The 25,341-nt window shown below is 48.3% G+C and carries 20 protein-coding genes; 8 read left to right on the top strand and 12 right to left on the bottom strand.

The window, feature by feature from the left end:
• Positions 1-35 precede the first annotated feature (35 nt).
• The 7 genes from pilB to carA all read right to left on the bottom strand — a co-directional run bounded on the left by pilB (position 36) and on the right by carA (position 10,094).
• Complete coding sequence (gene pilB, locus ACTHSW_RS00485; RefSeq protein ID WP_070824176.1) at positions 36-1,715, bottom strand: type IV-A pilus assembly ATPase PilB; 1,680 nt, start codon at positions 1,713-1,715, stop codon at positions 36-38.
• A 392-nt stretch (positions 1,716-2,107) separates the two neighbouring features.
• A complete protein-coding gene (locus tag ACTHSW_RS00480) occupies positions 2,108-3,169 on the bottom strand; it encodes a DNA polymerase beta superfamily protein (RefSeq protein ID WP_107868024.1) in 1,062 nt (353 codons plus the stop codon).
• A gap of 14 nt (positions 3,170-3,183) precedes the next feature.
• Positions 3,184-3,951, bottom strand: coding sequence for a nucleotidyltransferase domain-containing protein (locus ACTHSW_RS00475; protein ID WP_440373731.1), 768 nt, complete (start codon positions 3,949-3,951; stop codon positions 3,184-3,186).
• Between the two features lie 91 nt (positions 3,952-4,042).
• Positions 4,043-7,258, bottom strand: a complete 3,216-nt coding sequence (gene carB / locus ACTHSW_RS00470) for a carbamoyl-phosphate synthase large subunit (protein ID WP_070873723.1) — start codon at positions 7,256-7,258, stop codon at positions 4,043-4,045.
• 39 nt (positions 7,259-7,297) lie between these two features.
• Positions 7,298-8,557, bottom strand: a complete 1,260-nt coding sequence (locus ACTHSW_RS00465) for an endonuclease NucS (RefSeq protein WP_049322554.1) — start codon at positions 8,555-8,557, stop codon at positions 7,298-7,300.
• 56 nt (positions 8,558-8,613) lie between these two features.
• On the bottom strand, positions 8,614-8,871 hold the full coding sequence (locus tag ACTHSW_RS00460) for a SemiSWEET family transporter (protein ID WP_003748323.1): 258 nt from the start codon (positions 8,869-8,871) through the stop codon (positions 8,614-8,616).
• Positions 8,872-8,963: 92 nt separating this feature from the next.
• Positions 8,964-10,094: a glutamine-hydrolyzing carbamoyl-phosphate synthase small subunit gene (gene carA, locus ACTHSW_RS00455; protein ID WP_070459501.1), complete on the bottom strand. Its 1,131-nt coding sequence runs from the start codon at positions 10,092-10,094 to the stop codon at positions 8,964-8,966.
• Between the two features lie 480 nt (positions 10,095-10,574).
• Between carA and pilC the strand changes: the two genes are divergently transcribed.
• Entirely contained in the window at positions 10,575-14,135 is a 3,561-nt protein-coding gene (gene pilC / locus ACTHSW_RS00450) for a PilC family type IV pilus tip adhesin (protein WP_070459498.1), read from the top strand.
• A gap of 276 nt (positions 14,136-14,411) precedes the next feature.
• Here the strand turns inward: pilC and ACTHSW_RS00445 are convergent, their stop codons facing one another.
• From ACTHSW_RS00445 to tal, 3 genes are all read right to left on the bottom strand, one after another.
• On the bottom strand, positions 14,412-15,146 hold the full coding sequence (locus ACTHSW_RS00445; RefSeq protein ID WP_070459495.1) for a LytR/AlgR family response regulator transcription factor: 735 nt from the start codon (positions 15,144-15,146) through the stop codon (positions 14,412-14,414).
• Between the two features lie 238 nt (positions 15,147-15,384).
• Positions 15,385-16,272 carry a tRNA glutamyl-Q(34) synthetase GluQRS gene (gluQRS, locus tag ACTHSW_RS00440; protein ID WP_070459492.1) on the bottom strand — a complete coding sequence of 296 codons (888 nt, stop codon included), beginning with the start codon at positions 16,270-16,272 and terminating at the stop codon, positions 15,385-15,387.
• Positions 16,273-16,424: 152 nt separating this feature from the next.
• The gene (gene tal, locus ACTHSW_RS00435) at positions 16,425-17,480 is read right to left on the bottom strand and encodes a transaldolase (RefSeq protein WP_440373730.1); all 1,056 of its coding nucleotides are present in this window, start codon (positions 17,478-17,480) and stop codon (positions 16,425-16,427) included.
• 134 nt (positions 17,481-17,614) lie between these two features.
• Here tal and ACTHSW_RS00430 point away from each other — a divergent pair, with 134 nt between their 5' ends.
• The 7 genes from ACTHSW_RS00430 to hpf all read left to right on the top strand — a co-directional run bounded on the left by ACTHSW_RS00430 (position 17,615) and on the right by hpf (position 22,990).
• Positions 17,615-18,589: a KpsF/GutQ family sugar-phosphate isomerase gene (locus ACTHSW_RS00430; RefSeq protein WP_440373729.1), complete on the top strand. Its 975-nt coding sequence runs from the start codon at positions 17,615-17,617 to the stop codon at positions 18,587-18,589.
• A 66-nt stretch (positions 18,590-18,655) separates the two neighbouring features.
• Positions 18,656-19,192, top strand: a complete 537-nt coding sequence (locus ACTHSW_RS00425; RefSeq protein ID WP_300480735.1) for a KdsC family phosphatase — start codon at positions 18,656-18,658, stop codon at positions 19,190-19,192.
• Positions 19,189-19,770, top strand: a complete 582-nt coding sequence (gene lptC, locus ACTHSW_RS00420) for an LPS export ABC transporter periplasmic protein LptC (RefSeq protein WP_003686789.1) — start codon at positions 19,189-19,191, stop codon at positions 19,768-19,770. The genes ACTHSW_RS00425 and lptC overlap by 4 nt, the downstream gene beginning before the upstream one ends.
• Positions 19,751-20,281, top strand: a complete 531-nt coding sequence (gene lptA, locus ACTHSW_RS00415; RefSeq protein ID WP_003748337.1) for a lipopolysaccharide transport periplasmic protein LptA — start codon at positions 19,751-19,753, stop codon at positions 20,279-20,281. Before lptC ends, lptA begins: the two co-directional genes overlap by 20 nt.
• A 70-nt stretch (positions 20,282-20,351) precedes the next feature.
• Positions 20,352-21,086, top strand: a complete 735-nt coding sequence (gene lptB / locus ACTHSW_RS00410) for an LPS export ABC transporter ATP-binding protein (protein WP_070459483.1) — start codon at positions 20,352-20,354, stop codon at positions 21,084-21,086.
• A gap of 184 nt (positions 21,087-21,270) precedes the next feature.
• On the top strand, positions 21,271-22,626 hold the full coding sequence (rpoN, locus tag ACTHSW_RS00405) for an RNA polymerase factor sigma-54 (RefSeq protein ID WP_107810551.1): 1,356 nt from the start codon (positions 21,271-21,273) through the stop codon (positions 22,624-22,626).
• Positions 22,627-22,675: 49 nt separating this feature from the next.
• The gene (gene hpf, locus ACTHSW_RS00400) at positions 22,676-22,990 is read left to right on the top strand and encodes a ribosome hibernation-promoting factor, HPF/YfiA family (protein ID WP_003686778.1); all 315 of its coding nucleotides are present in this window, start codon (positions 22,676-22,678) and stop codon (positions 22,988-22,990) included.
• Between the two features lie 73 nt (positions 22,991-23,063).
• On the opposite strand, the gene ACTHSW_RS00395 is transcribed toward hpf, so the two are convergent.
• On the bottom strand, positions 23,064-24,341 hold the full coding sequence (locus tag ACTHSW_RS00395) for an AmpG family muropeptide MFS transporter (protein ID WP_234395504.1): 1,278 nt from the start codon (positions 24,339-24,341) through the stop codon (positions 23,064-23,066).
• 261 nt (positions 24,342-24,602) lie between these two features.
• Positions 24,603-24,776 (bottom strand): hypothetical protein, encoded by a 174-nt coding sequence (locus tag ACTHSW_RS00390; protein ID WP_225905495.1) that lies wholly within the window; start codon positions 24,774-24,776, stop codon positions 24,603-24,605.
• Positions 24,777-25,341 lie beyond the last annotated feature (565 nt).

The following is a 25,341-nucleotide window of genomic DNA, read 5'->3' as shown; positions in this document are numbered from 1 at the left end:
GTGCCGCTTTATTTTAATTTTGAAAATATGGCAGTTTAGTCATTGGTATGAGCAGTCACTTCTTCCAACGAGGTCAGGCCTTGCATGACTTTCATGAGGCCGGCGCGACGCAAATCTACCATGCCTTCCTGATAGGCCATGTTCATGATATCAACTTCTGTACCGTTGTTCATAATGACCTTTTGCATTTCATCGCTGACCGGCATGACTTCATAAATACCGACGCGGCCTTTAAAGCCTTTGCCGCGGCAGCTGTCGCAACCAACCGGGCGGTAGAGTTTCCAATCTTGAGCCAAGTCCGCATCGGTAAAGCCGGCTTTTTTCAATGCCGGAACCGGCGGGCGCTCCACTTCGCGTTTGCAGTTTGGGCACAGTCTGCGCAACAGTCTTTGCGCCATAATCAGGCTGACCGAGCTGGCGATGTTGAAAGGCGCTACGCCCATGTTCAAAAGGCGGGACAGCGTGGCCGGTGCATTATTGGTATGCAGGGTAGAGAAAACCATGTGGCCGGTTTGGGCGGCTTTAATGGCGATGTCGGCGGTTTCCAAGTCACGAATCTCACCGACCATAATAATATCAGGATCTTGCCGCAAGAAGGATCGGAGTGCGGCAGCAAACGTCAGGCCTTGTTTTTCATTGACGTTGACTTGGTTGACGCCCGGCAGGTTAATCTCGGCCGGATCTTCTGCCGTTGAAATATTCACATCTTCCGTGTTCAAAATGCTCAGGCAGGTATAGAGCGAAACGGTTTTGCCCGAACCTGTCGGACCGGTAACCAATACCATGCCGTAAGGGCGGTTGATGGCCTCAAGCAGCATTTCTTTTTGGAAAGGCTCTAAACCGAGCTGGTCGATATTGAGCGATGTGCCATCGGAATTTAGGATACGCATCACCACTTTTTCGCCGAACAATGTCGGCAATGTGCTGACACGGAAGTCAATCGGACGGCCGTGTTTATGGAAGGCAATTTGAATTCTGCCGTCTTGCGGAATACGTTTTTCAGAAATATCCAAACGTGCCATCACTTTGATGCGCGATGCCAACTGGCCGCGTACGGCGACAGGCGGCTGTACGACTTCACGCAATTGTCCGTCCACACGGAAACGGACACGCGCCATTTGTTCGTAGAATTCAAAGTGGATGTCCGATGCGCCCGCGTTCAGGGCATCGGATAAAGTTTTGTGGATGAAGCGGGGGATAGGGCCGTCTTCAGCTTCTTCATTGTCGATATAAAGCGATTGAGATTGCTGCGTTGCTTCATGTTCGTCGTTGATTTCTTTCAGAATGGTGGTCGAGCGTTGGCCTAGCCATTCCAGCAATGAGCTGAGCTGGTCATCTGGCACTACGACCAAGTCGACACTTAAACCTGAAGCAAAAGCGATTTTTTGAAAGTTTTGGATTTGGGTCGGATCGGATACGGCGAAATAAACCTTGCGTCCGCGTTTGAAAATCGGAATGCAACGGTTTTGCACCATTTGCTCTTCCGTCAGAATGTCGCTGACTACATTATTGCGTGGGTAGTAGCGCAAATCCAAAAGAGGATAGCTGAATACGCGCGCGACTAATTCTCCCAAAGCTTTAGGGGAGATGATGCCGTCTGAAAACAGGTTGGGCAGGATTTCTTTGCCCGATTGTAAAAGGCTGTTGTAATGTTCCGCTTGTTGATTTGAGATGGTCTGGCTTTGAACCAAAACACGCAATAATCCGACACTCATTTTATTTTCCGTTTCTTGTGCAGTTTTCCCTTTAATTTAGAGGAAAGCCGTATTATTTTATCATTATTATGATTAAAGCATATATTTAATTATGCAAATCTGCTTAAGTTGCAAAGACATGCTTCTGCTTTAATTGTATTTTTATTTCAGACGGCCATTATAAAGCAAGGAGAATAGGCGTTAAACTCGATATTTTTGGATTATGATGAAAAAACAACAATTTTGTCGTATGAATCCAATCAATAACGAAATTATATTTCATGTTGTTATTGCTTGTTTGGAGATGGCAGAAAAGGTTGTTTTGATGGACAGACGGTTAGAGTTTGAAATATGAAAAGGCCGTCTGAAAAGCGGAAACACATAATTTCAGACGGCCTCTGTTTTTGATTCTCTTATCCGTAAATCTTGGTTCGGATTTCAACGAGGGCATTGATTGCCAAACTGCCGTTTACAGCTTCCGGTAAATCGGACTGGGCGAACAAATTTTCTACTTCGTTAATCAAGGTTTCTGCACGCACCAACAGTCCATCGTAAGGAAAAGAGCCGCGCTTGATGGCCAGCAATTCGTCACGATTGGGACGGCGTGGACGGATTTCGCCATGAAGGGCAATATCGCGCGCGGTTTCAAGCAGGCGGAAGGTGTGCATCATATTTTTTGCATCGTAACCGTGACCGTGCGCCTGCGTGCCTTGATAGCGTGTTTCGTTGCGTTCTGCCAGCCATTGTTGATAAGAGGCATATTCGCGGCAGTAGCTGCTGTATCCGTCTTGGTTGAAGGACAGATGGGCAAGCGGTGTTTCGCCTTCTGGAATGGTGCTGAGTGAAAGCGTTGTGGCTTCGGGTTTGGGTGCAATACCGTGGTAGCCAAGTGTGCCGTCGGCATCGTAAAACAGGGCATAAAGTTCTCGGGCGTGGGCTATTTTGATTAAGCCTGCACGCCTTTGTTCCATTCCGCGTTGTGCAAGCCAGTACTGTAACGGTACGGTTTGCCTGCCTTCTACGATGTGGCAGAAATCAAGGATGCTTTTCTTTTCAGACGGCATCGGATTGCTGATTTTTTTATTCAATCCCCGTGCTTTTTTGATTTGTCCGTAGGCATAGCCTGCAAAACTTTGCTGGCAGGTTTTAGAGATAAACCATTCGGTTTTGAACGCATCCATCAATGGCGAACGGTATCGCACACAGTCGGAAGGGGAAGCCAGCAGCTCCAGCGTGTTCGGATTGCTTTGCAGCAGCAATTCGATAAACCGTCCCAGTTCGTAATACACAATATCGTTGGTTTCATTGCTGATTTGCGGGATGTATTCCATACCGTAAAACATGGATTTGGGCAGGTAAAACACGCCTTTGATGTCGGTATCGGACTCGGGCGTTGCCAAACCGTAGGCACGGCTGCCGGACACGGCTTCAAGCAGAATCAGGTTTTGCGTGTGCAAGTCTTCGAGGGTCAGCATATTCAGACGGCCTTTTACGGATAAATGGTTGCCAAGGTGGAACGGAATAATTCGTTCAAAGGCCCACTATCGGCAGGTTCGGCAGGTTCGGCAGTAGAGGCAGACAAGGCAGAAACTTCGTTATATAGATCAATAGTCAGCTTTTGCAGCTCTGGCGATAATGTGTGCAGATAACTTTCGTCTTGTCCTGTTTTCAATGCGACTAGATCAGTAATTTGGGTAGCACAATCTGTCTGCCACTCATTCATCAACTCAACCAAAGTCATTGGCGGAATACCGCCTTGTTTCACTGCCCAGCGTGCCGCCAATAAAGGACGCAAGACGTAAAACCATTTCTTCAATTTAATCGGCTGCGCCAAATCCATGGCTTTCAAAGCATTGCCGGCGATACCGCGATAATGGTGCAACAACGCGGCGGCTTGGACGTATTGGGGCGCAAGTTTGTTCAGACGGCCTATGAATGCCTCATCTTGTGTATAAACAATCGGAGAACGCAGCCATTCCAGCAATACGGCATTGCTTTTTCTCAACAGGCGCAAAGCCTTGCGGATGTCCCAGCCGCCTACGTCAAACCATTGGTTTTCAATAAATTCAAACGTATCTTTTGCTTCATCAATTTGCAGATAATGTTCTTGCGGACGGATATAAATGGAGCGTACATCATAATCGCTGTCGGGCGAAGCAAAGCCCCATGCGCGGCTTCCGCTCTCCGCCGCCAGCAGAAAATGCAGTGGTTCGGCAAGTGAAATTTGAGTCAGTTTTTCTTGAATAGTTTGTTTCATTACGTTTTCCTAATTTTTACAGAAAGGCCGTCTGAAACTGAGTAATCAGGTTTCAGACGGCCTTTTAACTATTTAAATCCGATAGGATTGATTAGGCTTTGTTTTTCAGACGGCCATGCAATTCCTGTACGCTGTACACGCCCAAGTGCTCGCGGCTTTTTGCGCCTTCGCTCATGGCTTCTCCGCCGGCGATGGTGGTGTATTGCGGTACGCGTTGGGTGAGGGAGGTGCGGCGGATGCTGTGGCTGTCGGTAACAGATTGCACTGTGCTGCCGACGGTGTTGACCACCAGTGCGATTTCGCCGTTTTTAATTGCGTCCACGATGTGTGGGCGGCCTTCCTGCACTTTGTTGACCGCTTGCACGATGATGCCGTGTTCTTTCAAGTATTCGGCGGTACCGCGTGTGGCGCAGACACCGTAGCCGAGTGCTTGGAAGTTTTGTGCGGTTTTGACGATGAGCGGTTTGTCTTCGTCGCGTACGGCGAGGAATACTTTGCCTGTTGTACTCAAGCGTTCGCCTGCGCCGAGTTGGGCTTTGAAGTAGGCTTCGCCGAAGCTTGCGCCTACGCCCATGACTTCGCCGGTAGAGCGCATTTCAGGGCCGAGAATGGTGTCCACACCCGGGAATTTGATGAATGGGAACACGGCTTCTTTAACGGCATAGAAGTCCGGGATAACTTCTTTTTCTACGCCTTGCTCTTTCAGCGAAATGCCTGCCATCACGCGTGCGCCGACTTTGGCGAGCGGTACACCGGTGGCTTTGGATACGAACGGTACGGTACGGCTGGCGCGTGGGTTCACTTCCAGTACGAAGACCACGCCGTCTTGTACGGCAAACTGTACGTTCATCAAGCCGACCACGCCCAGTGCGTATGCCATGGCTTTGGTTTGACGGCGGATTTCGTCTTGAATTTCTTCGTCCAATGAGTATGGAGGCAATGAGCAGCCGGAGTCGCCGGAGTGGATACCTGCTTGTTCGACGTGTTGCATGATACCGCCGATCACGACATCTTGGCCGTCTGAAACGCAGTCTACATCCACTTCGATGGCGTTGTTCAAGAAGAAGTCGAGCAATACGGGGCTGTCTTCGGAAACTTGTACGGCTTCGCGCATGTATTTTTGCAACTCTTCGGCAGAGTGAACAATCTGCATGGCGCGGCCGCCGAGTACGTAAGAAGGACGGACAACCAACGGATAACCGATTTCTTCGGCTTTAACGAGGGCTTCTTCTTCGTTGTGGGCGATGCGGTTAGGCGGTTGACGCAGGCCTAAGTCGTTCAACACTTTTTGGAAACGTTCGCGGTCTTCGGCGGCGTCGATACTGTCGGCGGATGTGCCGATGATGTTTACGCCGTTTTCAACCAATGCGTTGGCGAGTTTGAGCGGGGTTTGACCACCGTAATGCACAATCACGCCCCACGGGTTTTCGGTGCGGACGATTTCCAACACGTCTTCCAGCGTCAGCGGCTCGAAATAGAGGCGGTCGCTGGTGTCGAAGTCGGTGGACACGGTTTCGGGGTTGCAGTTGACCATAATCGTTTCAAAGCCCGATTCGCGCAGGGCGAGCGCGGCGTGAACGCAGCAGTAGTCAAACTCGATGCCCTGACCGATGCGGTTCGGGCCGCCGCCGAGAATCATCACTTTTTTACGGTCGGAAGGACGCGCTTCGCATTCCTCTTCGTAAGTAGAGTAGAGATAGGCGGTTTCGGTGGCAAACTCGGCGGCGCAGGTGTCGACGCGTTTGTAAACCGGATGCAGGTTCAGCGCGTAGCGGTGTTCGCGGACTTCTTTTTCGCTTACGTTCAATAATTGTGCCAAACGCTTGTCAGAGAAGCCTTTGCGTTTCAGACGGCGTAAAGCGGCATAATCCAAGTCTTGTAATTGGCCGTCTGAAACTGATTTTTCTTCTTTCACCAAGTCTTCGATTTGTGCCAAGAACCAAGGATCGATGGCGCAGATTTCGTGGATTTCTTCCAGCGTGAAGCCTGCACGGAACGCATCGGCTACAAACAGCATACGTTCGGGGCCGGGGTTCGCCAGTTCGCGGCGGATTTCCGCTTTGTCTTCGCTGCGCGGATTGAAGCCGCACAAGCCTGTTTCCAAACCGCGCAAGGCTTTTTGGAAGCTTTCTTGAATGGTACGGCCCATCGCCATCACTTCGCCCACCGATTTCATCTGCGTGGTCAGGCGGTCGTCTGCGGCAGGGAATTTTTCAAATGCGAAACGCGGGATTTTGGTTACCACATAGTCGATGGAAGGCTCGAACGACGCAGGCGTGCGGCCACCTGTAATATCGTTGCGCAACTCGTCCAGCGTAAAGCCGACAGCCAGCTTCGCCGCCACCTTCGCAATCGGGAAGCCCGTCGCTTTGGAAGCCAGCGCGGACGAACGGCTCACGCGCGGGTTCATCTCAATCACAATCATCTCGCCGTTTTCAGGGTTTACCGCAAACTGAACGTTCGAGCCGCCCGTGTCCACGCCGATTTCGCGCAACACTGCCAACGAAGCATTACGCATGATTTGGTATTCTTTGTCGGTCAATGTTTGTGCAGGCGCAACAGTGATGGAGTCGCCGGTATGCACGCCCATAGGGTCGAAGTTTTCAATCGAGCAGATAATGATGCAGTTGTCGTTTTTATCGCGTACAACTTCCATCTCGTACTCTTTCCAGCCGAGAACGGACTGCTCAATCAGCAACTCATGCGTAGGTGACGCATCAAAACCGCGTTCGCAAATCGCCAGAAACTCGTCTTTATTGTAGGCAATGCCGCCGCCCGAACCGCCCATGGTGAAAGACGGACGAATCAGCGTCGGGAAGCCGACCTGTTCCTGTGCCGCCAAGGCTTCGTTCATGGTGTGGCAGACAAAAGATTTCGGGCAGGAGAGACCGATTTTTTCCATCGCTTCTTTAAAGCGGCCGCGGTCTTCCGCCTTGTCGATGGCATCTTCCGTCGCACCAATCAGCTCGACATTGTATTTCGCCAGCACGCCGTTGCGCGCCAAATCCAGCGCACAGTTCAGCGCAGTCTGGCCGCCCATGGTAGGCAGAATCGCGTCAGGACGCTCTTTAGCAATAATTTTTTCCACCGTCTGCCACATAATCGGCTCGATGTAGGTAACATCCGCCATTTCAGGGTCGGTCATGATGGTGGCGGGGTTGGAATTCACCAGAATGACTTTATAGCCTTCTTCACGCAAAGCCTTACAGGCCTGTGCGCCCGAATAGTCAAATTCGCAGGCCTGACCGATAACGATAGGGCCGGCGCCGATGATAAGGATAGATTTTAGGTCGGTACGTTTAGGCATTTTTACTTTCTCACAAGATATTCAGGTTTTTAAATTTCATTATTGAGCAACTATTTCATAACCAAGAGTCTGCTTAACATGTTCAATAAAATTGTCAATACTATCTTTTCTCCATTGGGAACAAACTGATATTTGTTCACCATTTTTTAATTGAATGATTTCTTTATCCTTAATATAAAATCTACCTTCTTTTTGATAATCTTTAAGCTCGCTAAATATATTCAATACACCATTTGAGCCTTGTAATTTTTTAGGGAAAATTTGACTCAATTGGGTAAAGTTGGTTTCTGGGTTGTCTTTGCAATATTTTTTAACAACTTCCAAAACCAAACGGCCTTTTGTTAGGTTAGATTCACCATTAAATATATATTTTGTATAATCTCTGCTGTTAAATTCACGTTTTATTTCTTGATCTGAATTTTTCTTTTCTTTGATTTTTAGCTGATATTCTTCGGTCTCTTTAACAGGAATGATAGTATCTACATCCCAAATCAGGTCATTGTTTATTTCATATTGAGTAATCTTGATACATTTGATATCCAAGCCCTGCTCATTTAACCATAATACAGAATTGGTTAATTCTCTAGAGAAGTCTTGATTGACCAGAATAATTCTAATGTTATCAAAATCTAATTTGTCGATTTCTTGGTCTAAGAAATAGGTAATATCTTCCTCTGCATTTCCCTGTGCGTAATCTTGGTAATGCCTTATAACGTCTTGGATACTAAATAGCCTAATCATTGAGGCATAGCGGATGGCTTGTAAGTCCATGTGGAAACCGTCGTCATTCCGCTTCAGTTCTATTACAACCAGTTTCCCAGATTTATCCAGTGCTAATAAATCTAACCGTTTCTTAGAATCTTCACATGGGGACAGTTCTTCGCTGATAATAAGTAAATCTTCGCCTAAAATTTTAGGATTGGATTTAATAATGTTCTGTACATCCCGCTCTTTTATGTGATTGTCTTTGAATGCTATTAAATTCTGTACAGTAGCAGTTTGATCAATTTTATTAATTTTAAAGATGCTCATATGGTTAATTTCGTTCCGCTGTTTTAGTGTTGTTCTATTATCTGTAGTAAGCGTAGCAAGCCCCGTAGCCCGCATGTAGGGTGTGTGCGGTACGCACGCACGCGTTCTCCATTTTCCCTGCAACCTCAACCCACCGCGTGCGTACCTTGCGGCACACACCCTACCGACGGGTTCAAAGGTCGTCTGAAAAAACGCTCGCGGCGTTTGTTCCATATGCCTTGCGATAAAGGCCGCCTGAAAAATTCCTGCTGTTGATATTTCGGGCATTCTTTTTCAGACGACCTTTTGCGTTTTTATGTTGCACAGGCCGTCTGAAAACTTCCTTAAAAACTAGTGACAAACGTAATCAAACCCAAAATGATACCGGGGGCGTTTGCCAGTATGATGGGGTAGTCGCGTTTTTCTTTCAAAAAGCCGTAGGCAAACCATAATGTGCAGTTGATGGCGGCGACGAGGGGTTGCAACGGCGAGCCGGGGTTGCCGGCAAGGTTGTTTTGGATTTGCGGGATATAAGAAACGTACATACCGACGGCGGCCAGGGTGGCGACTACGGAGAGGATGCGCATTTGTTTTTCAGTCATGGGAGTTTCCTTTCTGACTTGAGTTACAGGGTTTTGAACTGCTTGATTTTCAGACGGCCTGCCGGATTTGACGGCCGTCTGAAAAATTCGCTTTATTGCTTCGCCGCTTTCATATTGTCAATGAATTTGTCGAACAGATAGCCGACATCCTGCGGGCCGGGGCTGGCTTCGGGGTGGCCTTGGAAGCAGAATACAGGTTTGTCTGTCAGCTCGATGCCTTGCAAGGTGTTGTCAAACAAGGATTTGTGGGTAATCCGTGCGTTGGCGGGCAGGGTGTCGGCATCGACGGCGAAACCGTGGTTTTGGCTGGTAATGACGACTTTGCCGCTGTCCAAATCTTGTACTGGATGGTTGGCACCGTGATGGCTGAAGCGCATTTTCAGGGTTTTGGCGCCGATGGCGAGGCTGATCAGCTGGTGTCCCAAACAAATGCCGAAAATCGGTTTGCCGCTTTCCATCAGTTTTTGTACGGCTTTGATGGCGTAGTCGCAAGGCTCGGGGTCGCCGGGGCCGTTGGACAGGAATACGCCGTCAGGATTGAGTGCCAATACTTCTTCCGCGCTGGTTTGTGCGGGAACGACGGTCAGGCGGCAGCCGCGTGAGGCGAGCATGCGCAGGATGTTGGTTTTGACGCCGAAATCGTAGGCGACGACGTGGTAAGGCTGTTCGGAAGGGGTAACGAAACCTTTGCCCAATTCCCATTCGCCTTCGGTCCATTCGTAAGTTTCTGTGCAGGAAACTTCTTTTGCCAAATCTTTGCCGACCATGCTGCCGAATGCGGCAATCAGTTCTTGTGCTTTTTCAACGGTGGCATCTGCACCGGTCAAGATTGCACCGCCTTGTGAACCTTTTTCACGCAACAGGGTGGTCAGGCGGCGGGTGTCGATATCTGCGATGGCGACGGTTTTGTTGCGTACCAAATAGTCGTGCAGGCTTTCGGAGGCGCGGAAGTTGCTGTGCAAGAGCGGCAGGTCGCGGATAATCAAGCCTGCGGCATAAACGCTGCGGCTTTCTTCATCTTCGGCGTTGGTGCCGGTATTGCCGATGTGGGGGTAGGTGAGGGTAACGATTTGTTTGCAGTAGGAAGGGTCGGTCAGGATTTCCTGATAGCCGGTCATGGAAGTGTTGAACACGACTTCGCCGGAAGTCGAACCTTCGTAACCGATTGATGTGCCGTGAAATACGCTGCCGTCAGCGAGAACGAGAAGAGCCGGAGTGGTCATGATGGAATCCTGTTTGCCTGATGATGGTCGGTTCGAAAAAATGGGTCGGGCCGTCTGAAAAATAAAATTGTTTACAAAAAAGACAGCCTTCGGAAATCTCGGCTAAAAAAAAACACGCTCCGCAGCTTTGATTTTGCTGTGTAACGTGCTTTTTCAGACATAGCGGTCTATGCCGTAGAAGCAGTGTATTTTAAGTCAAAGTAATAGGAATTTCAAGCGTAGAGCCAATAATCGATAATTTAAAAACGTTTTATCTTTACGGTACAGTCCCTTGCTTTTGGAATGCCTGATGAATAAGGTTGAACTAAATATTCAGTCAGGCCGTCTGAAAACTGAGCAGGCAGATTGTTTCATTTTTGTTGTGCTTGAAATGCGCGCTTAGGGAAATTCAGCCGAATCAAACATGAAACAGGCTGTTTATGCTAAAATCGTAGCCCCATAAAAAATAAAAACAACGTCATTTTTAACTGAGATTATCCGATGAAAAAAGAACACATTATGCAAAACGCTCCATCAGGCCGCCATCGCCTCATTCATGCAAGCATCGCTTCCGCTTTAGCCCTCATTAGCTTTTCCGTTCAGGCAAATCCCCAGCAATCTAAAGAAAAGAATGGTTTTGCCGAAATTCCGTTTTACCTGAAAAACGTAAACGAGCCTATTGGCCAGCCCAGAGTCAAACACAATATTATGTTTTTGATTGATGACTCGGGCAGTATGTTGGCTGATGCTAAGGGTGAATATCATGTAGATGATAAGAATAGAAAAATCAATATTGCAAAATCGGCATTAAAGAAGATTTTGGAGCGGTATAAAGATCAGTTTAACTGGGGCTTGCAGACTTTACATAATAATCCTCGGTATTGGAAATGGGATGAGGAAAAAAGGAAAAAGGATAATGCTCTTTACGCATATGCAGAATTGTCTAGCCCCGACGATGACAAAGGCGATATGAAGGATTCTGATGGCTTTACGGATGGTTCTGCCGGTCGAAACTGGGAATATGTCAGGAAAAAGGTAGACGAGATGTTGGCTTACCAAGCTACGCCGACAACGCGCCGTTATTATGAAGTTGTCAAAAATTTCGTTATTCCAAATATTAAATACCGTTGTCAAAAATCCTATGTTGTCGTGGTTTCTGATGGCGATGCCAATATGAGTTGTAGCAATCAGGCCTCTGGAGAAGACCCACGTAAATCTCCCAATACTAACTTCAATTATGACCGAAAATATTATTATTCAAACTATTACCGTGCTATTGATCGTAGCTCGGATGAGGTCTATGAATATTTTGGGCCGTCTGAAGTAAAAGCTTATGAAAATAAACATGGGCAAGGTAAGGAATTTTCAGGAATCGGCCTTAAAGGTGAAGTATATTTTGATCTGCCAAATTATGATCCGAGATTGGATACTCCTGAAGGGAAGAAAAAGTTTCAATGCCAATATACTGATTATGCAAAAGATGATGATTCAGGGGATTGGGTGCTTTTAGGTGAAAAAGATGGTAAACGAGAAGTCAAAGGCATTGGCGAAATTATTGTTCCTTATTGGGATAGGAACTATGAGGATGAAAAACGCGGTATGCGTTTCTTTAGCCAGACTTTGGCAGAAAAAGATATTAAACCTGCGATTAAGTCAGAAAATCGTCTAGATGCTGCGATTAAGCCAGAGGATCGTCGAGATGCTGCAGGCAAGAGCTGGGATGGTGATCCAAGCGATCCTAAGGGCGTAGATTATAGCAAGCAATTGGTTCAGACTTTTACCGTGGGCTTTGGTGAGGGAATCTCTAAAGTCGGGAGAGATTATCTGGAAAAGGGTGCCAGTCGCCCGGAATGGTATTTCAATGCCTCAAAACCTGAAAAGTTGCTTGAGGCCTTTAAAACCATTATCGACAATATTGAAACTGACAGCAAAATAATGAAATTTGAAGGGGCAGCTTCAACTGCGCCGGTGACGACCAGTACAGGTATTCCCAATATGGCGGCAACGGTTCATTTAAATACCGGCTCTTGGAGCAGTCAGTTGCGGTTTTATAAATTAAACCGCAATGGTACGCCTATTAATACGACTGAGTTTGTTCAGCCATCATTTAATAACCGTCTTACTTTGGTTAATGATGGCAGTAAGACCTATTTCATCGATAGCGTTGCAGATAATGAGGCTTCAAACGCCGATTTTGGCATTTCAGACGGCAGTGCGAAAGATGAGTTGAAGTTGGAATGGAAAAATGCATTGTTGAAATGGACTGGCCGAGCAGGTAGTGATGAAGCCATCAAAGCGGATGCAGAGGCAAAAGGTTATAGTCAGTCTTATCGTATCCGTCCGACTGACCCTAATGATCCAAATAAAGATGAACGTAATTTGGGCGATATTTTAGACGGTTCGGTTGCGGCTATTGGCAATAAGCGCGACAACCGTCAAGAGTTTTTGGTTGCCGCTGCCAATGACGGTATGGTACATATTTTCCGTAATGGTACGCCTAGCAATCCTTATGACTTGAAACTCAGCTATATTCCGGCAGGTATGGAACGTGAGGACGAGAAAGGTCAAGCAACAACTTTGGGCAAAGTCCTGAAGGATATTGCTCGTGAGGGCTATGGCTCCAGCACGCCACACCGCTATATGGTCAATGGTGGCTTTGTTCTCCGTCAAACACCTGATAAACAAACCTTTATGTTTGGTGCAATGGGTCAGGGCGGACGCGGTGCATATGCGTTGAATATTGATGCGGTAGCTAACAGTGATCGTAGTAGTTGGAATACGACTGTGCCTTTGTTTGAAACAAAAAAAGGCACTGGCAATAAGCTGGGTTATACCATTGGTTCGACACAAATCGGCCGTGTTTCCATCAAGCGCGATACCACTCCGGTCAATTTGAAATCTGATGTGCGCTATGCGGGTTTCTTGGCCAGCGGCTATCGTACTGAAGATGTGAACAGTGTCGACAATGAAACGGCTTTATATGTCTATGATATGACAGGTAAAGAAGCTGGTACGCAAGATACCGGCAAAAATGTTTCTAGTGCCGGTAATCTCTTGGCTAAAATTCCTGCACCGAATGGCAAAGGTGGCCTCTCCACCCCCACTTTGGTAGACACCGATTTTGACGGTATTGTCGATATTGCCTATGCAGGCGACCGTTATGGCAATATGTTCCGCTTCGACTTGAGAGGTAAAACCCCGTCTGAATGGTCGGCGCAAATGATTTTCCAAGGTTCGGGTAATCAACCGATTACGTCTGCGCCTGCGGTATCACGTCGTGGTAAAGACAAGTATGTCGTCATTTTTGGTACGGGTAGCGAGATTTATCAGAATGAACTAGAAGGTACCAACGGACAAATCAATGCCGTTTATGGTATTTACGACGATGTGTCTACTGATGAATCTAAAAAAGCGGTTTTGGCAAACAGCAGTGAGTTGGAGCAGCAAACCAGAGAAAGTGACGGCGAACATATTTATGTCAGCAACAATAAGGTTGGTGAAGGCAAAAAAGGCTGGAGTCTGACTTTAGGTCCGAATGAACGTGTGACTGTCAAACCGACGATGATTTTGCGTACAGCTGTTCTGACCATTCGTAAGTATGAAAGCAAAACAATTCATACTGATTCTTCCAGTACCGATGTTTGTTTGCCGGACAGCACGTCCACACAAACGACAGCGAAAACGATTATTCTGGGCGTAAATGCCGAAAACGGCGGCCGTTTGGGCTTGCGTGATGCTCGTATCTCCAGTAAGGATCGTAAGTTTATCAGGCGCGAGAATAATGGCCAGATTGATTACGCCAACGGTATGACTTTTGATGGCGTTATCAACTTTACTTATATGAATTCCAGTAAAGCCGACGATTCTCCGGTAACTGCCGATGGCGATAGTGGTGGCACGGGTACGGATAAGGAGCTGAACGCCACGCCGAGCGTGCCAAATAATAAATGTTTTGCAACCAAAGGTGATCGCAGTCTCTTGTCTAACCAACTGGTCAGCCTAAAAGTAGAAGGCCGTACATGCGGACTCAAACGTATCAGCTGGCGTGAATTGTTCTTTTAATTTGTAAGGCTTGAATATCGAGGCCGTCTGAATTTTTCAGACGGCCTTTTCTGTTGAGTAGTAGTAATTCAAAAATGTTGGATTGGTGGATAGAAAAGCTTGTTTGAGGGCAAAACAAGCTTTGATCAAATTGAAAGCTTGGATAGAGCTAAACGACAGATTTGGACTATTCTTTTTTTAAATTTCTACCATTTGGCTGATAAGTTAAAAGGCCGTCTGAAAAGTATCTTTTCAGACGGCCTTTGATTTAAAGAGAACGAGTCAAGGAGCGCATTGTTAGATGCTGTTTTTAATGATTTTCCGCAGGGTGGAGAGTTGCCGGCGGCTGACGGGCAACGGGGTCGGAATATCGAGAATTTTAGCGCTCCACGTGGATGCGGATTCATCGTTTTCGTCATCGTCCAGTCGAATCAGACTGTCGAGGGTGTGGCGGAAGACGAGGGCATTGCGGTGGATGCGGATGACTTTGTCGCCCAGCAATTCTTCCCAGTAAACCAAGGTCTTCGGTAATTCGTAGCTTTGGCCGTCGCCAGTAAACAGATAGACGGTTTTGTGTTCCGCCATCAGGTAACGCGCCTGTTGCCATGGAATTTCAACCATGCGTTCGCGGTTGTACACTTTGAAATGGGTAAAACTGTCTGCTTTTTCGCGGTTTTTCTCGATGATGCGGTCAAGCGCGGTTTGCAGGCGGGTCATTTTGATCGGTTTGAGCAGATAGTCTGCGGCAGCCAGCTCAAATGCGCGCAGGGCGTGTTCTTCGTAGGCTGTGGTGAAGACAATTTCCGGCTGGCGCTTGGCGGTACGCTTAATGCGTTCGACAAATTCGAGACCGTCGATTTCCGGCATGCCGATGTCGGCAAAGACGATGTCAACTTCGTGGACGCTCAGCCACTCCAATGCTGGCATGGCATGGTGAAAGACGTTGAGCAGTACGACATTGCACTCTTCCAATAATACACGTAAGCGTTCTGCTGCTAATACTTCGTCTTCTACAATAATGGCACTTGGCATAGCGGTATTCTTTTTGTTGTATCGTGGGAGATCTGTCGCGCTTTGTCGTCCTTGATAACGCGTCAGCCGTATGTTGTTGTCAGCTTGAAATTATCAGTTTGTGACAATTTTAGGAAATTTTTAAAATATACATGATTTTTCGCTTCTTGGGCATGGTTTGGGATGAATCGGAAGATTACTTACATAATTTTATGAAATATTGTAATACCTAGAGTAATTTTGTTGTAATTGCGCTAATTCAGTCCGTGATAATGGACGATTTTGGGATTTTGTCCATTTGCCAGTGTACCACCGCCCAATCAAGCAATTCCTGCGGACGGTTCACGGTAGGTGCATCGGGTAGGTTGAGGTAGGTTAGGACTTGGCGTAGGAGTTGTTCTTTTTGATTCAAATCCAAAGCCGGGGCAAGGGTTTGTTTCGACCATTTTTGCCCTTGGTTGTTGGTCAATAGGGGAAGGTGGGCGTAGGCCGGTGTGGGAACGCCGAGGCATTGTTGCAGATAGATTTGGCGTGGCGTGGAAACGAGCAAGTCCTGACCGCGGACAATATGCGTTATTCCTTGGTCGGCATCGTCAGCAACCACGGCAAGCTGATATGCCCAATAGCCGTCGGCACGAAGTAGGACAAAATCGCCGATGTCGTGCGCCAGATTTTGTGCGTAATGTCCGACAATGCCGTCTGGAAAACCGATTACGCGATCGGGCACTTGAATGCGCCATGCCGGCGTTTTGTTTTGCGTGTCGGGTCTTTGCTGAGGATTGCGGCAACGGCCGTTATACACAAATCCGTCTGCGCCATGTGTTGCCGCCGCCTGCCAGTCTTTGCGGCTGCAATAGCAGGGATACACCAGCCCGGCTGCTTTAAGGCGGTCGAGGGTGTCTTGATATAGGTCGTAACGGCGGCTTTGATAGGCGATTTCGCCGTCCCACTCAAAGCCGAAAGCTTCAAGCGTGCGCAAAATGTCGTCGGCGGCGCCGGGCATTTCACGCGGGGGGTCAAGGTCTTCAATGCGGACCAGCCATTTACCCTGATGAGCGCGCGCGTCAGCATAGGAGGCGACGGCGGTCAGCAGGGAGCCGATATGAAGCAGGCCGGTAGGGCTGGGGGCGAAACGTCCTATATACATGGCAGGGTGTTTGTGTAGGGCAGGGTAAGTATGCCTGCACGGTATTCAAATCATGATAGAAAAGGGCGTGCCGTACACGCCCGAATTTGGGTTTCAGACGGCCTGAGACTTTTCAAAATGATTTAAGTTTCTCGGCCGTCTGTTCAATCCGCTTAAGCCAAGGGAGCCAGCAGTTTGGCAAAAGCGTCTTCAAATTGTTTCAAACCGTCTTCCTGCAAACGCGTTGCCAAAGTTTCGACATCAATGCCGAGTTTGGCGGTTTCGGCAAGCTGCGCTTGGGCTTCGTCCACACCTTCGGTCAACGTGGCTTTGGCGGTACCGTGGTCGATAAAGGCTTTGAGTATCGCATCGGGAACGGTGTTGACGGTATGGGCGCCAATCAGGCTGTCAACGTACAACGTGTCAGGATAGGCAGGGTTTTTCACGCCTGTGGATGCCCACAAAAGTTGAACGCGGTTGGCACCTTTTTCGGCAAGTGCGGCAAATTCGCTGCTGCTGAAGTATTGCGCCCAATCTTGATAGGCGGCTTTGGCCAGCGCGATGGCAACTTTGCCTTTGAGGTGGTCGGGCAGGGTAGCGTCCAATGCGGCATCGACACGGGAAATAAAGAAGCTGGCGACAACTTGGATATGGGAAACGTCGTGTCCCGCTTCCAAACGTTTGGCAATGCCGCGCGCGTAGGCCGCATAGGCTTTGAGGGTTTGGGCACGGGAGAAAAGCAGGGTTAGGTTGACGCTGATGCCGTCTGAAACGAGGGTTTCGAGTGCTTCGATGCCTTCGTCGGTTGCCGGTACTTTAATCATGGCATTTTTACGGCTGATGGCGGCGTGCAGGCGGTGCGCTTCTTCAACCGTGCCTTGTGCGTCTTTGGATAATTCGGGCGAAACTTCGAGGCTGACGAAGCCGGTTTTGCCGCCGGTGGATTCATGTTCGGCAAGGCACACGTCGCAGGCGGCTTGTACGTCGGCAACCGCCATGATTTCGTAGCGTTGTTTCGGGGTCAGGTCTTGTTGTTTGAGTGCGGCTACTTCATCGGCGTACAGGGCATCGCCTGCAAAGGCTTTTTGGAAAATGGCAGGATTGGAAGTTACGCCGCACACGCCCTGTTTGAGCATTTCGGCCAATTCGCCGCTTTGTACCAGCGAACGGGAGAGGTTGTCCAACCAGATTTGTTGTCCTAATGCTTTAACGTCCGATAAAATAGTCATCTCTGATTCCTTTTACATAATAGGTTTGTTTGTGAAGTGGCGGTAATGCTACGCCGATTCGATGAATTTGAACAGTTTACAGCTGATTAATTTGGGCAAAACAAACCTAAATTCAAGCATGAAAGGCGGCTTTGATGGCGGAAAACACAATTTATCTCGACTGGGCACGCGATGTATTAGATACGGAAGCCGAAGGTTTGCGTGAAATTGCGGCAGCTTTGAACCATGATTTTGTCCGTGCGGCGGAAGCGTTGTTGCACTGCAAGGGCAGGGTGGTCATTACCGGCATGGGCAAGTCCGGACACATCGGCCGCAAAATGGCGGCAACCATGGCTTCCACCGGTACGCCTGCGTTTTTCGTCCATCCAGCCGAAGCGGCGCACGGCGATTTGGGCATGATTGTGGACCACGATGTCGTGGTTGCCATTTCCAATTCCGGCGAAAGCGATGAAATTGCGGCGATTATTCCAGCGTTGAAACGCAAAAACATCACGCTTATCTGCATCACTGCCCATCCGACTTCCACCATGGCGCGGCATGCCGATATTCACATTACCGCGGCGGTTTCCAAAGAAGCCTGCCCGCTCGGTCTTGCGCCGACTTCCAGTACGACTGCCGTAATGGCCTTGGGCGATGCGTTAGCGGTTGTATTGCTGCGCGCACGAGCGTTCACGCCCGACGATTTTGCTTTAAGCCATCCGGCCGGCAGCTTGGGCAAACGCCTGCTGTTGCGCGTGGCGGATATTATGCACAAAGACGAAGCCCTGCCTGCCGTTTTGTTGGGTACGCCGTTGAAAGAGGCCATTGTCCGCATGAGTGAAAAAGGTTTGGGCATGTTGGCGGTAATCGATGCCGAAGGCCGTCTGAAAGGCGTATTTACCGATGGCGACTTGCGCCGTCTGTTTCAAGAACGCGACAGCTTTGCCGGTTTGAAAGTGGACGACATCATGCACGCTTCGCCGAAAACCATCTCCGCTGACCGTCTTGCCACCGAAGCTTTGAAAGCCATGCAGAGCGGCCATGTGAACGGTTTGTTGGTGGTCGAAGAAAACGGCATGCTGATTGGCGCGCTGAATATGCACGATTTATTGATGGCACGAATTGTCTGAATCGACGGTAAAAACGTTTTCAGACGGCCTTATGCTAGAATAGGCCGTCTGAAATAAGGAAACCTTATGCAAAACCTCTCTTCCGACCTGCAACAACGCGCTTCAGGCATCAAACTGCTGATACTGGATGTGGACGGCGTTTTGACCGACGGCCGCATTTTTATCCGTGACAACGGCGAAGAAATTAAATCGTTCCACACTTTGGACGGACACGGTTTGAAAATGCTTCAGGCCGGCGGCGTGCAAACAGCGATTATTACCGGCCGCGATGCGCCTTCCGTCGGTATCCGCGTGAAGCAGCTCGGTATCAACTATTACTTCAAAGGCATTCACGACAAACGTGCCGCCTATGCCCAATTACGCGAACAGGCCGGTGTGGAGGAGCATGAGTGCGCCTTTGTCGGCGACGATGTTGTCGATTTGCCCGTGATGGTGCGTTGCGGATTGGCGGTCGCCGTCCCTGAAGCGCATTGGTTTACTTTGCAATACGCCCATTATGTAACCCGACGTTCCGGCGGCGCAGGCGCGGTGCGTGAAGTGTGCGATTTGATTATGCAGGCGCAAGGTACGCTTGAACCTGCTTTGAAAGAGTATGTACGATGAAAATCAGATGGCGTTACGGAATCGCTTTTCCGCTGGTGTTGGCCGTTTCACTCGGCGCATTGGCGGCGTGGCTCGGCCGCATCAGCGAAGTGCAGGTCGAAGAAGTCGTCCTCAATCCGAATGAGCCGCAATATTCGATGAAAGGTATCAACGGCAAACGTTTTGACCAAGAAGGCCGTCTGAAAGAAAACCTGAGTGCGGTCGATGCCGTCCAATATCCGAATAGCGCGGATGTGCATTTGGATAAACCACACCTTTCGTTTTACCGCGACGGCAGCCTGTTGTACGAAGTCGGCAGCGACAAGGCAGCATACAATATTCAAAACAAAAAAGTCGTTTTTGAACAGAATGTTGTCTTAAACAAAGCAGCAGATGCCAAGCGTTTGGCCGGCATCGTCAAAACCGAACGTTTGAATGTCGATACCGAGGCGCAATACGCCCATACCGACAGCCCCGTTACTTTCCAATACGGACAGTCCGGCGGTCAGGCAAACGGCATGACTTATGACCACAAAACCGGTTTGCTGAATTTCCCTTCCAAAGTGAAAGCCACAATTTATGATACAAAAAATTTGTAAAACCTTAGCCCTTGTTGCCGTTTTTGCCGCCAGCCCGGCCTTTGCCCTGCAAAGCGACAGCAAGCAGCCGATTCAAATCGAAGCCGACCAAGGCTCGCTTGACCAAAACAACCAAAGCACCACCTTTTCCGGCAACGTCATCATCAAACAAGGCACGCTCAATATCCGTGCCGGCAGCGTAACCGTTTCACGCAACGACAAAAGCGAGCAGTTGATGAAAGCCACCGGCTCTCCCGTCAAATTCAGCCAAGAGTTGGACGGCGGTAAAGGCGTGGTCAACGGCCAAGCCAATACTGTAACGTATTCTTCCGCAGCCAACCTGGTTACCCTGTCCGGAAATGCCAAAGTACAGCGCGGCGGCGATGTAGCCGAAGGTGCGGTCATTACGTACAACACTAAAACCGAGGTTTACACCATTAACGGCAGCGCCAAATCCGGTGTGAAATCCGCCGCCAAATCCGGCCGCGTCAGCGTGGTCATCCAGCCGTCCAGCACGCAGAAAAACAAATAAGAAAACACACAAAAAGGCCGTCTGAAAAAGGTTCAGACGGCCTGAGGTCAATATCGAAAGTCAACAGAATATGAGCGCAAACAACAGCCGTCTTGTGGTTCAAGACCTGCAAAAAAGTTTCAAAAAACGCCAAGTCGTCAAAAGCTTCTCCCTTGAAATCGAAAGTGGCGAAGTCATCGGCCTGCTTGGCCCCAACGGCGCAGGTAAGACCACCAGCTTTTACATGATTGTCGGCCTGATTGCCGCCGATGCAGGCAGCGTGATGCTGGACGGACAAGAGTTGCGCCACCTGCCCATTCACGAACGCGCCCGCCTCGGCGTCGGCTATCTGCCGCAGGAAGCCTCGATTTTCCGCAAAATGACCGTGGAACAAAATATCCGCGCCATTTTGGAAATCAGCATGAAGGACAAAAGCCGCATCGATGCCGAACTGGAAAAACTGTTGGCCGATTTGAACATCGAACGCCTGCGCAACAACCCCGCGCCGTCTTTATCCGGTGGCGAACGCCGCCGTGTCGAAATCGCGCGCGTGTTGGCCATGCAGCCGCGTTTCATTTTGTTGGACGAACCTTTTGCCGGCGTTGACCCGATTGCCGTCATCGATATTCAGAAAATCATCGAGTTCCTCAAATCACGCGGTATTGGCGTATTGATTACCGACCACAACGTGCGCGAAACCCTCAGCATCTGCGACCGTGCCTACATCATCAGCGACGGTACGGTATTGGCTTCAGGCAAGCCGGACGACTTGGTCAACAATGAACAAGTCCGTTCGGTTTACTTGGGTGAAAATTTCAAATATTGAATGCATATTTGACGGCAATCGTAAAACCGGTTTCACACGAGGCTCTCATTTCAATTGAGGGTAACTGTAAATATTGAAATAATTACTAAGAATACAAATATAATACCTATAACCTAGTTTTTCAGACGGCCCTCCGTACAAAGGCCGTCTGAAAAACTATCTATACACTTCGAAAAAAAACGCTATGTCTTCACTCGTCCTTAAACTCAAACAGACCCAGCAGCTCAACCAGCGGCTGCAGCAGTCTTTGCGCATCTTGCAGATGTCGGGTCTTGAGCTTGAGCGCGAAGTGGAAGACTGGTTGTTGGACAATCCTCTGCTTGAGCGTCCGGAAACTGATGAGTTTGCCGATAGCGGGCTCAACCGTGCGGTAACCATGCCGCGCGCAGGTCAGCAGTTGAGTGGCGACGATGCCGAAGATATTTGGAGCAACATCGCCGAAGAAGAGGATTTCAAACACTATCTGCATGCCCAAGTGTGCGAGCATCCGCTCTCGCAAGTGGAAGCGGCCTATGTTCACGTCTTGATTGATTTTTTGGATGAACAAGGCTACCTCACCGACAGTCTCGAAGAAATCATCGACCACACGCCGTTGGATTGGATGCTGGACGAAGAAGCCCTGCAAAATGCGCTGGATGTATTGCAAACCTTTGAGCCGCCCGGCGTAGCGGCGGCCGATTTGACCGAGTCGCTCATGCTGCAATTAATGCGTTTGCCGGCTTCTCCTGCCCGACAAATGGCCGCGCATTTGGTGCAAAGTTCGCTTCAAGAGTTAGGCAAAAACCGCAAACAAAACGTTCTGCGTTTCCGCAAACTCTATCCCGATACCGACAGCGAAACCATAGAAGCCGCGCTCGATATGATTGCCGAGCTCAATCCCTATCCGGCCTACGGTTTCGCCTCTGCCACGCCTACACCTTATATTCAGCCTGACGTTTGGGTCAAAGAGGGCAAGGACGGCTGGGAAGTCATCAGCAACGAGGCGGCTTGGCCGAAGCTGCAGCTCAATCAGGAATATTGCGACCTGATGAAATCGGCGGAAGAGGGCGCGCCGAAGTGGAAGGAAAAAATCAGTGAAGCCAAACAGCGCATTGATTCTTTGGAACTGCGCAAAAGCACAGTCCTCCGCCTTGCCGAGTATATTGTCAAAAATCAGGAAGATTTTTTCATCTTCGGAGAAATCGGCCTGTCGCCCATGCTGATGAAAGATGCCGCCGCCGAATTGGGTTTGGCGGAAAGCACCATTTCGCGCGCTGCCAACCAGAAATATTTGTCTTGCCCGCGCGGCCTGTTTGCGTTACGCTATTTCTTCACACAGGCAGTCAATGCCGATGATGACGGCGAAGGGTTCAGTCAAGGCGCAATCAAAGCTGTCTTGAGCCAGCTGATTGAAAGCGAAGACAGCAGCAAACCTTATTCGGACGAGGCCCTCGTCAAATTATTAAAACAACGCGGCATTGAAATCGCCAGACGTACAGTTGCTAAATATAGAGAATCATTAGACATACCACCGGCACACAAACGAAAATTTACCGAGTAGATATATTCCGATCCGTTTTGACGGACTAATCAACCGAAGGAGCTGTATCATGAATCTGAAAATCACCGGTCTGAATTTTGATGTTACCGAAGCCATCAAAAACTATGTTTCCGACAAGTTGGCACGAATCAATCGCCACGCCGACAACATCATCTCTGTGACCATTACGCTCTCGGTGGAAAAAGTCAATCAAAAAGCCGAAGCCGATGCGCATCTGGCAGGCAAAGATTTGCACGTTGAAGCGATTGAGCAGGATATGTACGCCGCGATTGATGTTTTGATGGACAAGCTCGACCGCGCTGTTTTGAAACATAAAGAAAAAAGCGGCGATGTCCGCAGCACTGTCAAACCTGAAGCAGAATAAAGTTTTTGTATGATAAAGGCCGTCTGAATATTCAGACGGCCTTTTGTTTTGCTAGAAGTTTTAGACTGGCAATCTAGTTACTCACTTTTTGACCATTCCACGGTGCCACTTTAAACAGCAGCAACATGCCCGGTATGCCCAAAGCAAAACACAGCCAGTAGAAATTGAAGTAACCCATCGCTTCAATCAGATAGCCTGCCGTTGCGTTCATAAATGTACGCGGTACGGCAGATAGGCTTGTAAAAAGGGCTAATTGCGTTGCCGTAAATGCCGTATTGGCTTGTTGCGCCATATACGAGACAAACGCTGCTGTGCCTAAGCCGACGCCGATTGCTTCAGCCGCAATTACAACCGCTAAAAAGATTCGTTCCGATGCACCGACATGGTCAAAATGTCCGAAGCTTGCCAGCCATGCAAAGCCTAAAATGGTGACCCACTGTATCAAACCGAATAACCACAGAGCACGATTAACCCCAAGTTTGGTGATCCAAATGCCGCCGATAACGCCAAAAATTACAGCCGGCCATAAACCTGCGTTTTTTCCAATCAGACCAATATCGGTTTTAGAGAAGCCCATATCGAGATAAAACGGTTGAGCCAAAGCAGTTGCCATGCTGTCGCCCAGTTTATACAGCAAGATGAACGCCAAAATAGTCAAAGCCTGCTTCACACTCTGGCGGGTAAAGAAATCGTGAAATGGTTCGATAACGGTTTCTTTTAAGCCTTTGGTTTCAAGAGTTGAGTGATCTGGCTCGCGTGCTATGAACAAGGTCGCAAGTAAACCTGGGATCATAAACAGGGAAGTAATGATGAAGACGGTTGACCAAGGCAATCTGTCGGCCAAAATCAGACTTAATGAGGCCGGAATTAATGAAGAAATACGGTAGGCATTCACATACAGCGAGTTGCCTAATACCAATTCTTCATCTGACAGTACTTCGCGTCGGAATGCATCAATCACAATATCTTGGCTGGCGGAGAAGAATGCTGTAGCACAAGCTAAGCCTAAGATGATGGATAAATGTTCTTGCGGTCGGACAAATGCATAGGAAGCCAAAAGCAATAGGAGTGCTATTTGGGTAATCAGCATCCAACTGCGCCGTAAACCTAAAAATGGCAGGCGTACGGTGTCCAAAAGAGGTGACCAGATGAATTTCCAAGTGTAGGGGAAACCAATCAATGCAAATAGTCCAATGGTTTTCAAATCAATGTGTTCGCTACGCAGCCATGCTGGAATCAGGCTGTATAGAAAATAAAGCGGCAACCCCGAAGTGAAGCCTGTGAAAATGCAGATCAGCATTTTGCGCGAAAAAATCTTGCGCCAAGTGCTGGGTTGGGGTGCGGTTGTCATAGTGGAATCAATAAAAAAGAAAAGGGATATTGTAGCAAAGATGGGGGATATGGCGAATCAACTTCTGCTATCTTTATTGAATAATAAAAGGCCGTCTGAAACTTTGACAAATTAAGTTTCAGACGGCCTTTTGTTGGAACAACTGGTTTGGCGGGCAACGGAGACTTCAGGACGGAAGAAGGGTTGCTTGGGTGTATTCATAAAATTGAAGTTAAGAAAGTTTCAGACGACCCCTAGAGATCGTTTGAACGATGAGAAATATCAGTGGTAATTTGTGCCGTCAGTGTAGCCGTTTCCTGATTTGTCCACAGCAAAAGCAGAAATCGGACCGATCGTTACTGTCCCTTTAGGCTGAGTTTCTTGGTAATACTCATATGCTGCAACACCCATACCAGTTGCAGCACCAACAGCAGCACCAATTGTGCCACCGACCATAATAGCTGGTCCGGCAGGAATACTGCCAAAAGCTATACCGACACCCAGACCAATACCTGCACCAATTGATCCCCCTATTTATGCACCATTTGCTCCTCCTTGAAGGATTCTCTCTCCTAAGCCTCCTCCATAAATTAGTTCCAGATCCTCAATGGATAGTTCAATCATGTTATTTTTCCTTTTCAAAAAAATTAGATGTAGAATATTGAGTCAATACACCCAATATGGAAAAAATAATAAAAGCATGAATATAAATCATAAAATCAACATTATCTCCTTGGTAGCTTTCATAAATAAAAACGATTGGTATTGATATACAAATTAAAATATACAGGTACTTTGAAATTACCAGTAACTTATACACAAATTTTGATTTCATAGCCTAGTCTTTCATTTGAATAAAATCTACCCTAATCAACTTTCCAACCAACTTCCTAACTTCTTCATGCTTTCCCTGATTGAAGTTAACCAGTAGATTTTTCAACAATATGTATATTATGTTAAATAATAAATGGTAATTGTCACATTCAAATATTAAGGATAACCTACTTTGAAACTATATCGC

The organism is Neisseria sp. P0008.S004, assembly GCF_051962755.1.
Lineage (GTDB): Bacteria > Pseudomonadota > Gammaproteobacteria > Burkholderiales > Neisseriaceae > Neisseria > Neisseria subflava_A.
Note: the sequence above shows the minus strand (reverse complement) of the source record. Positions and strands in the feature narration are given on the sequence as shown.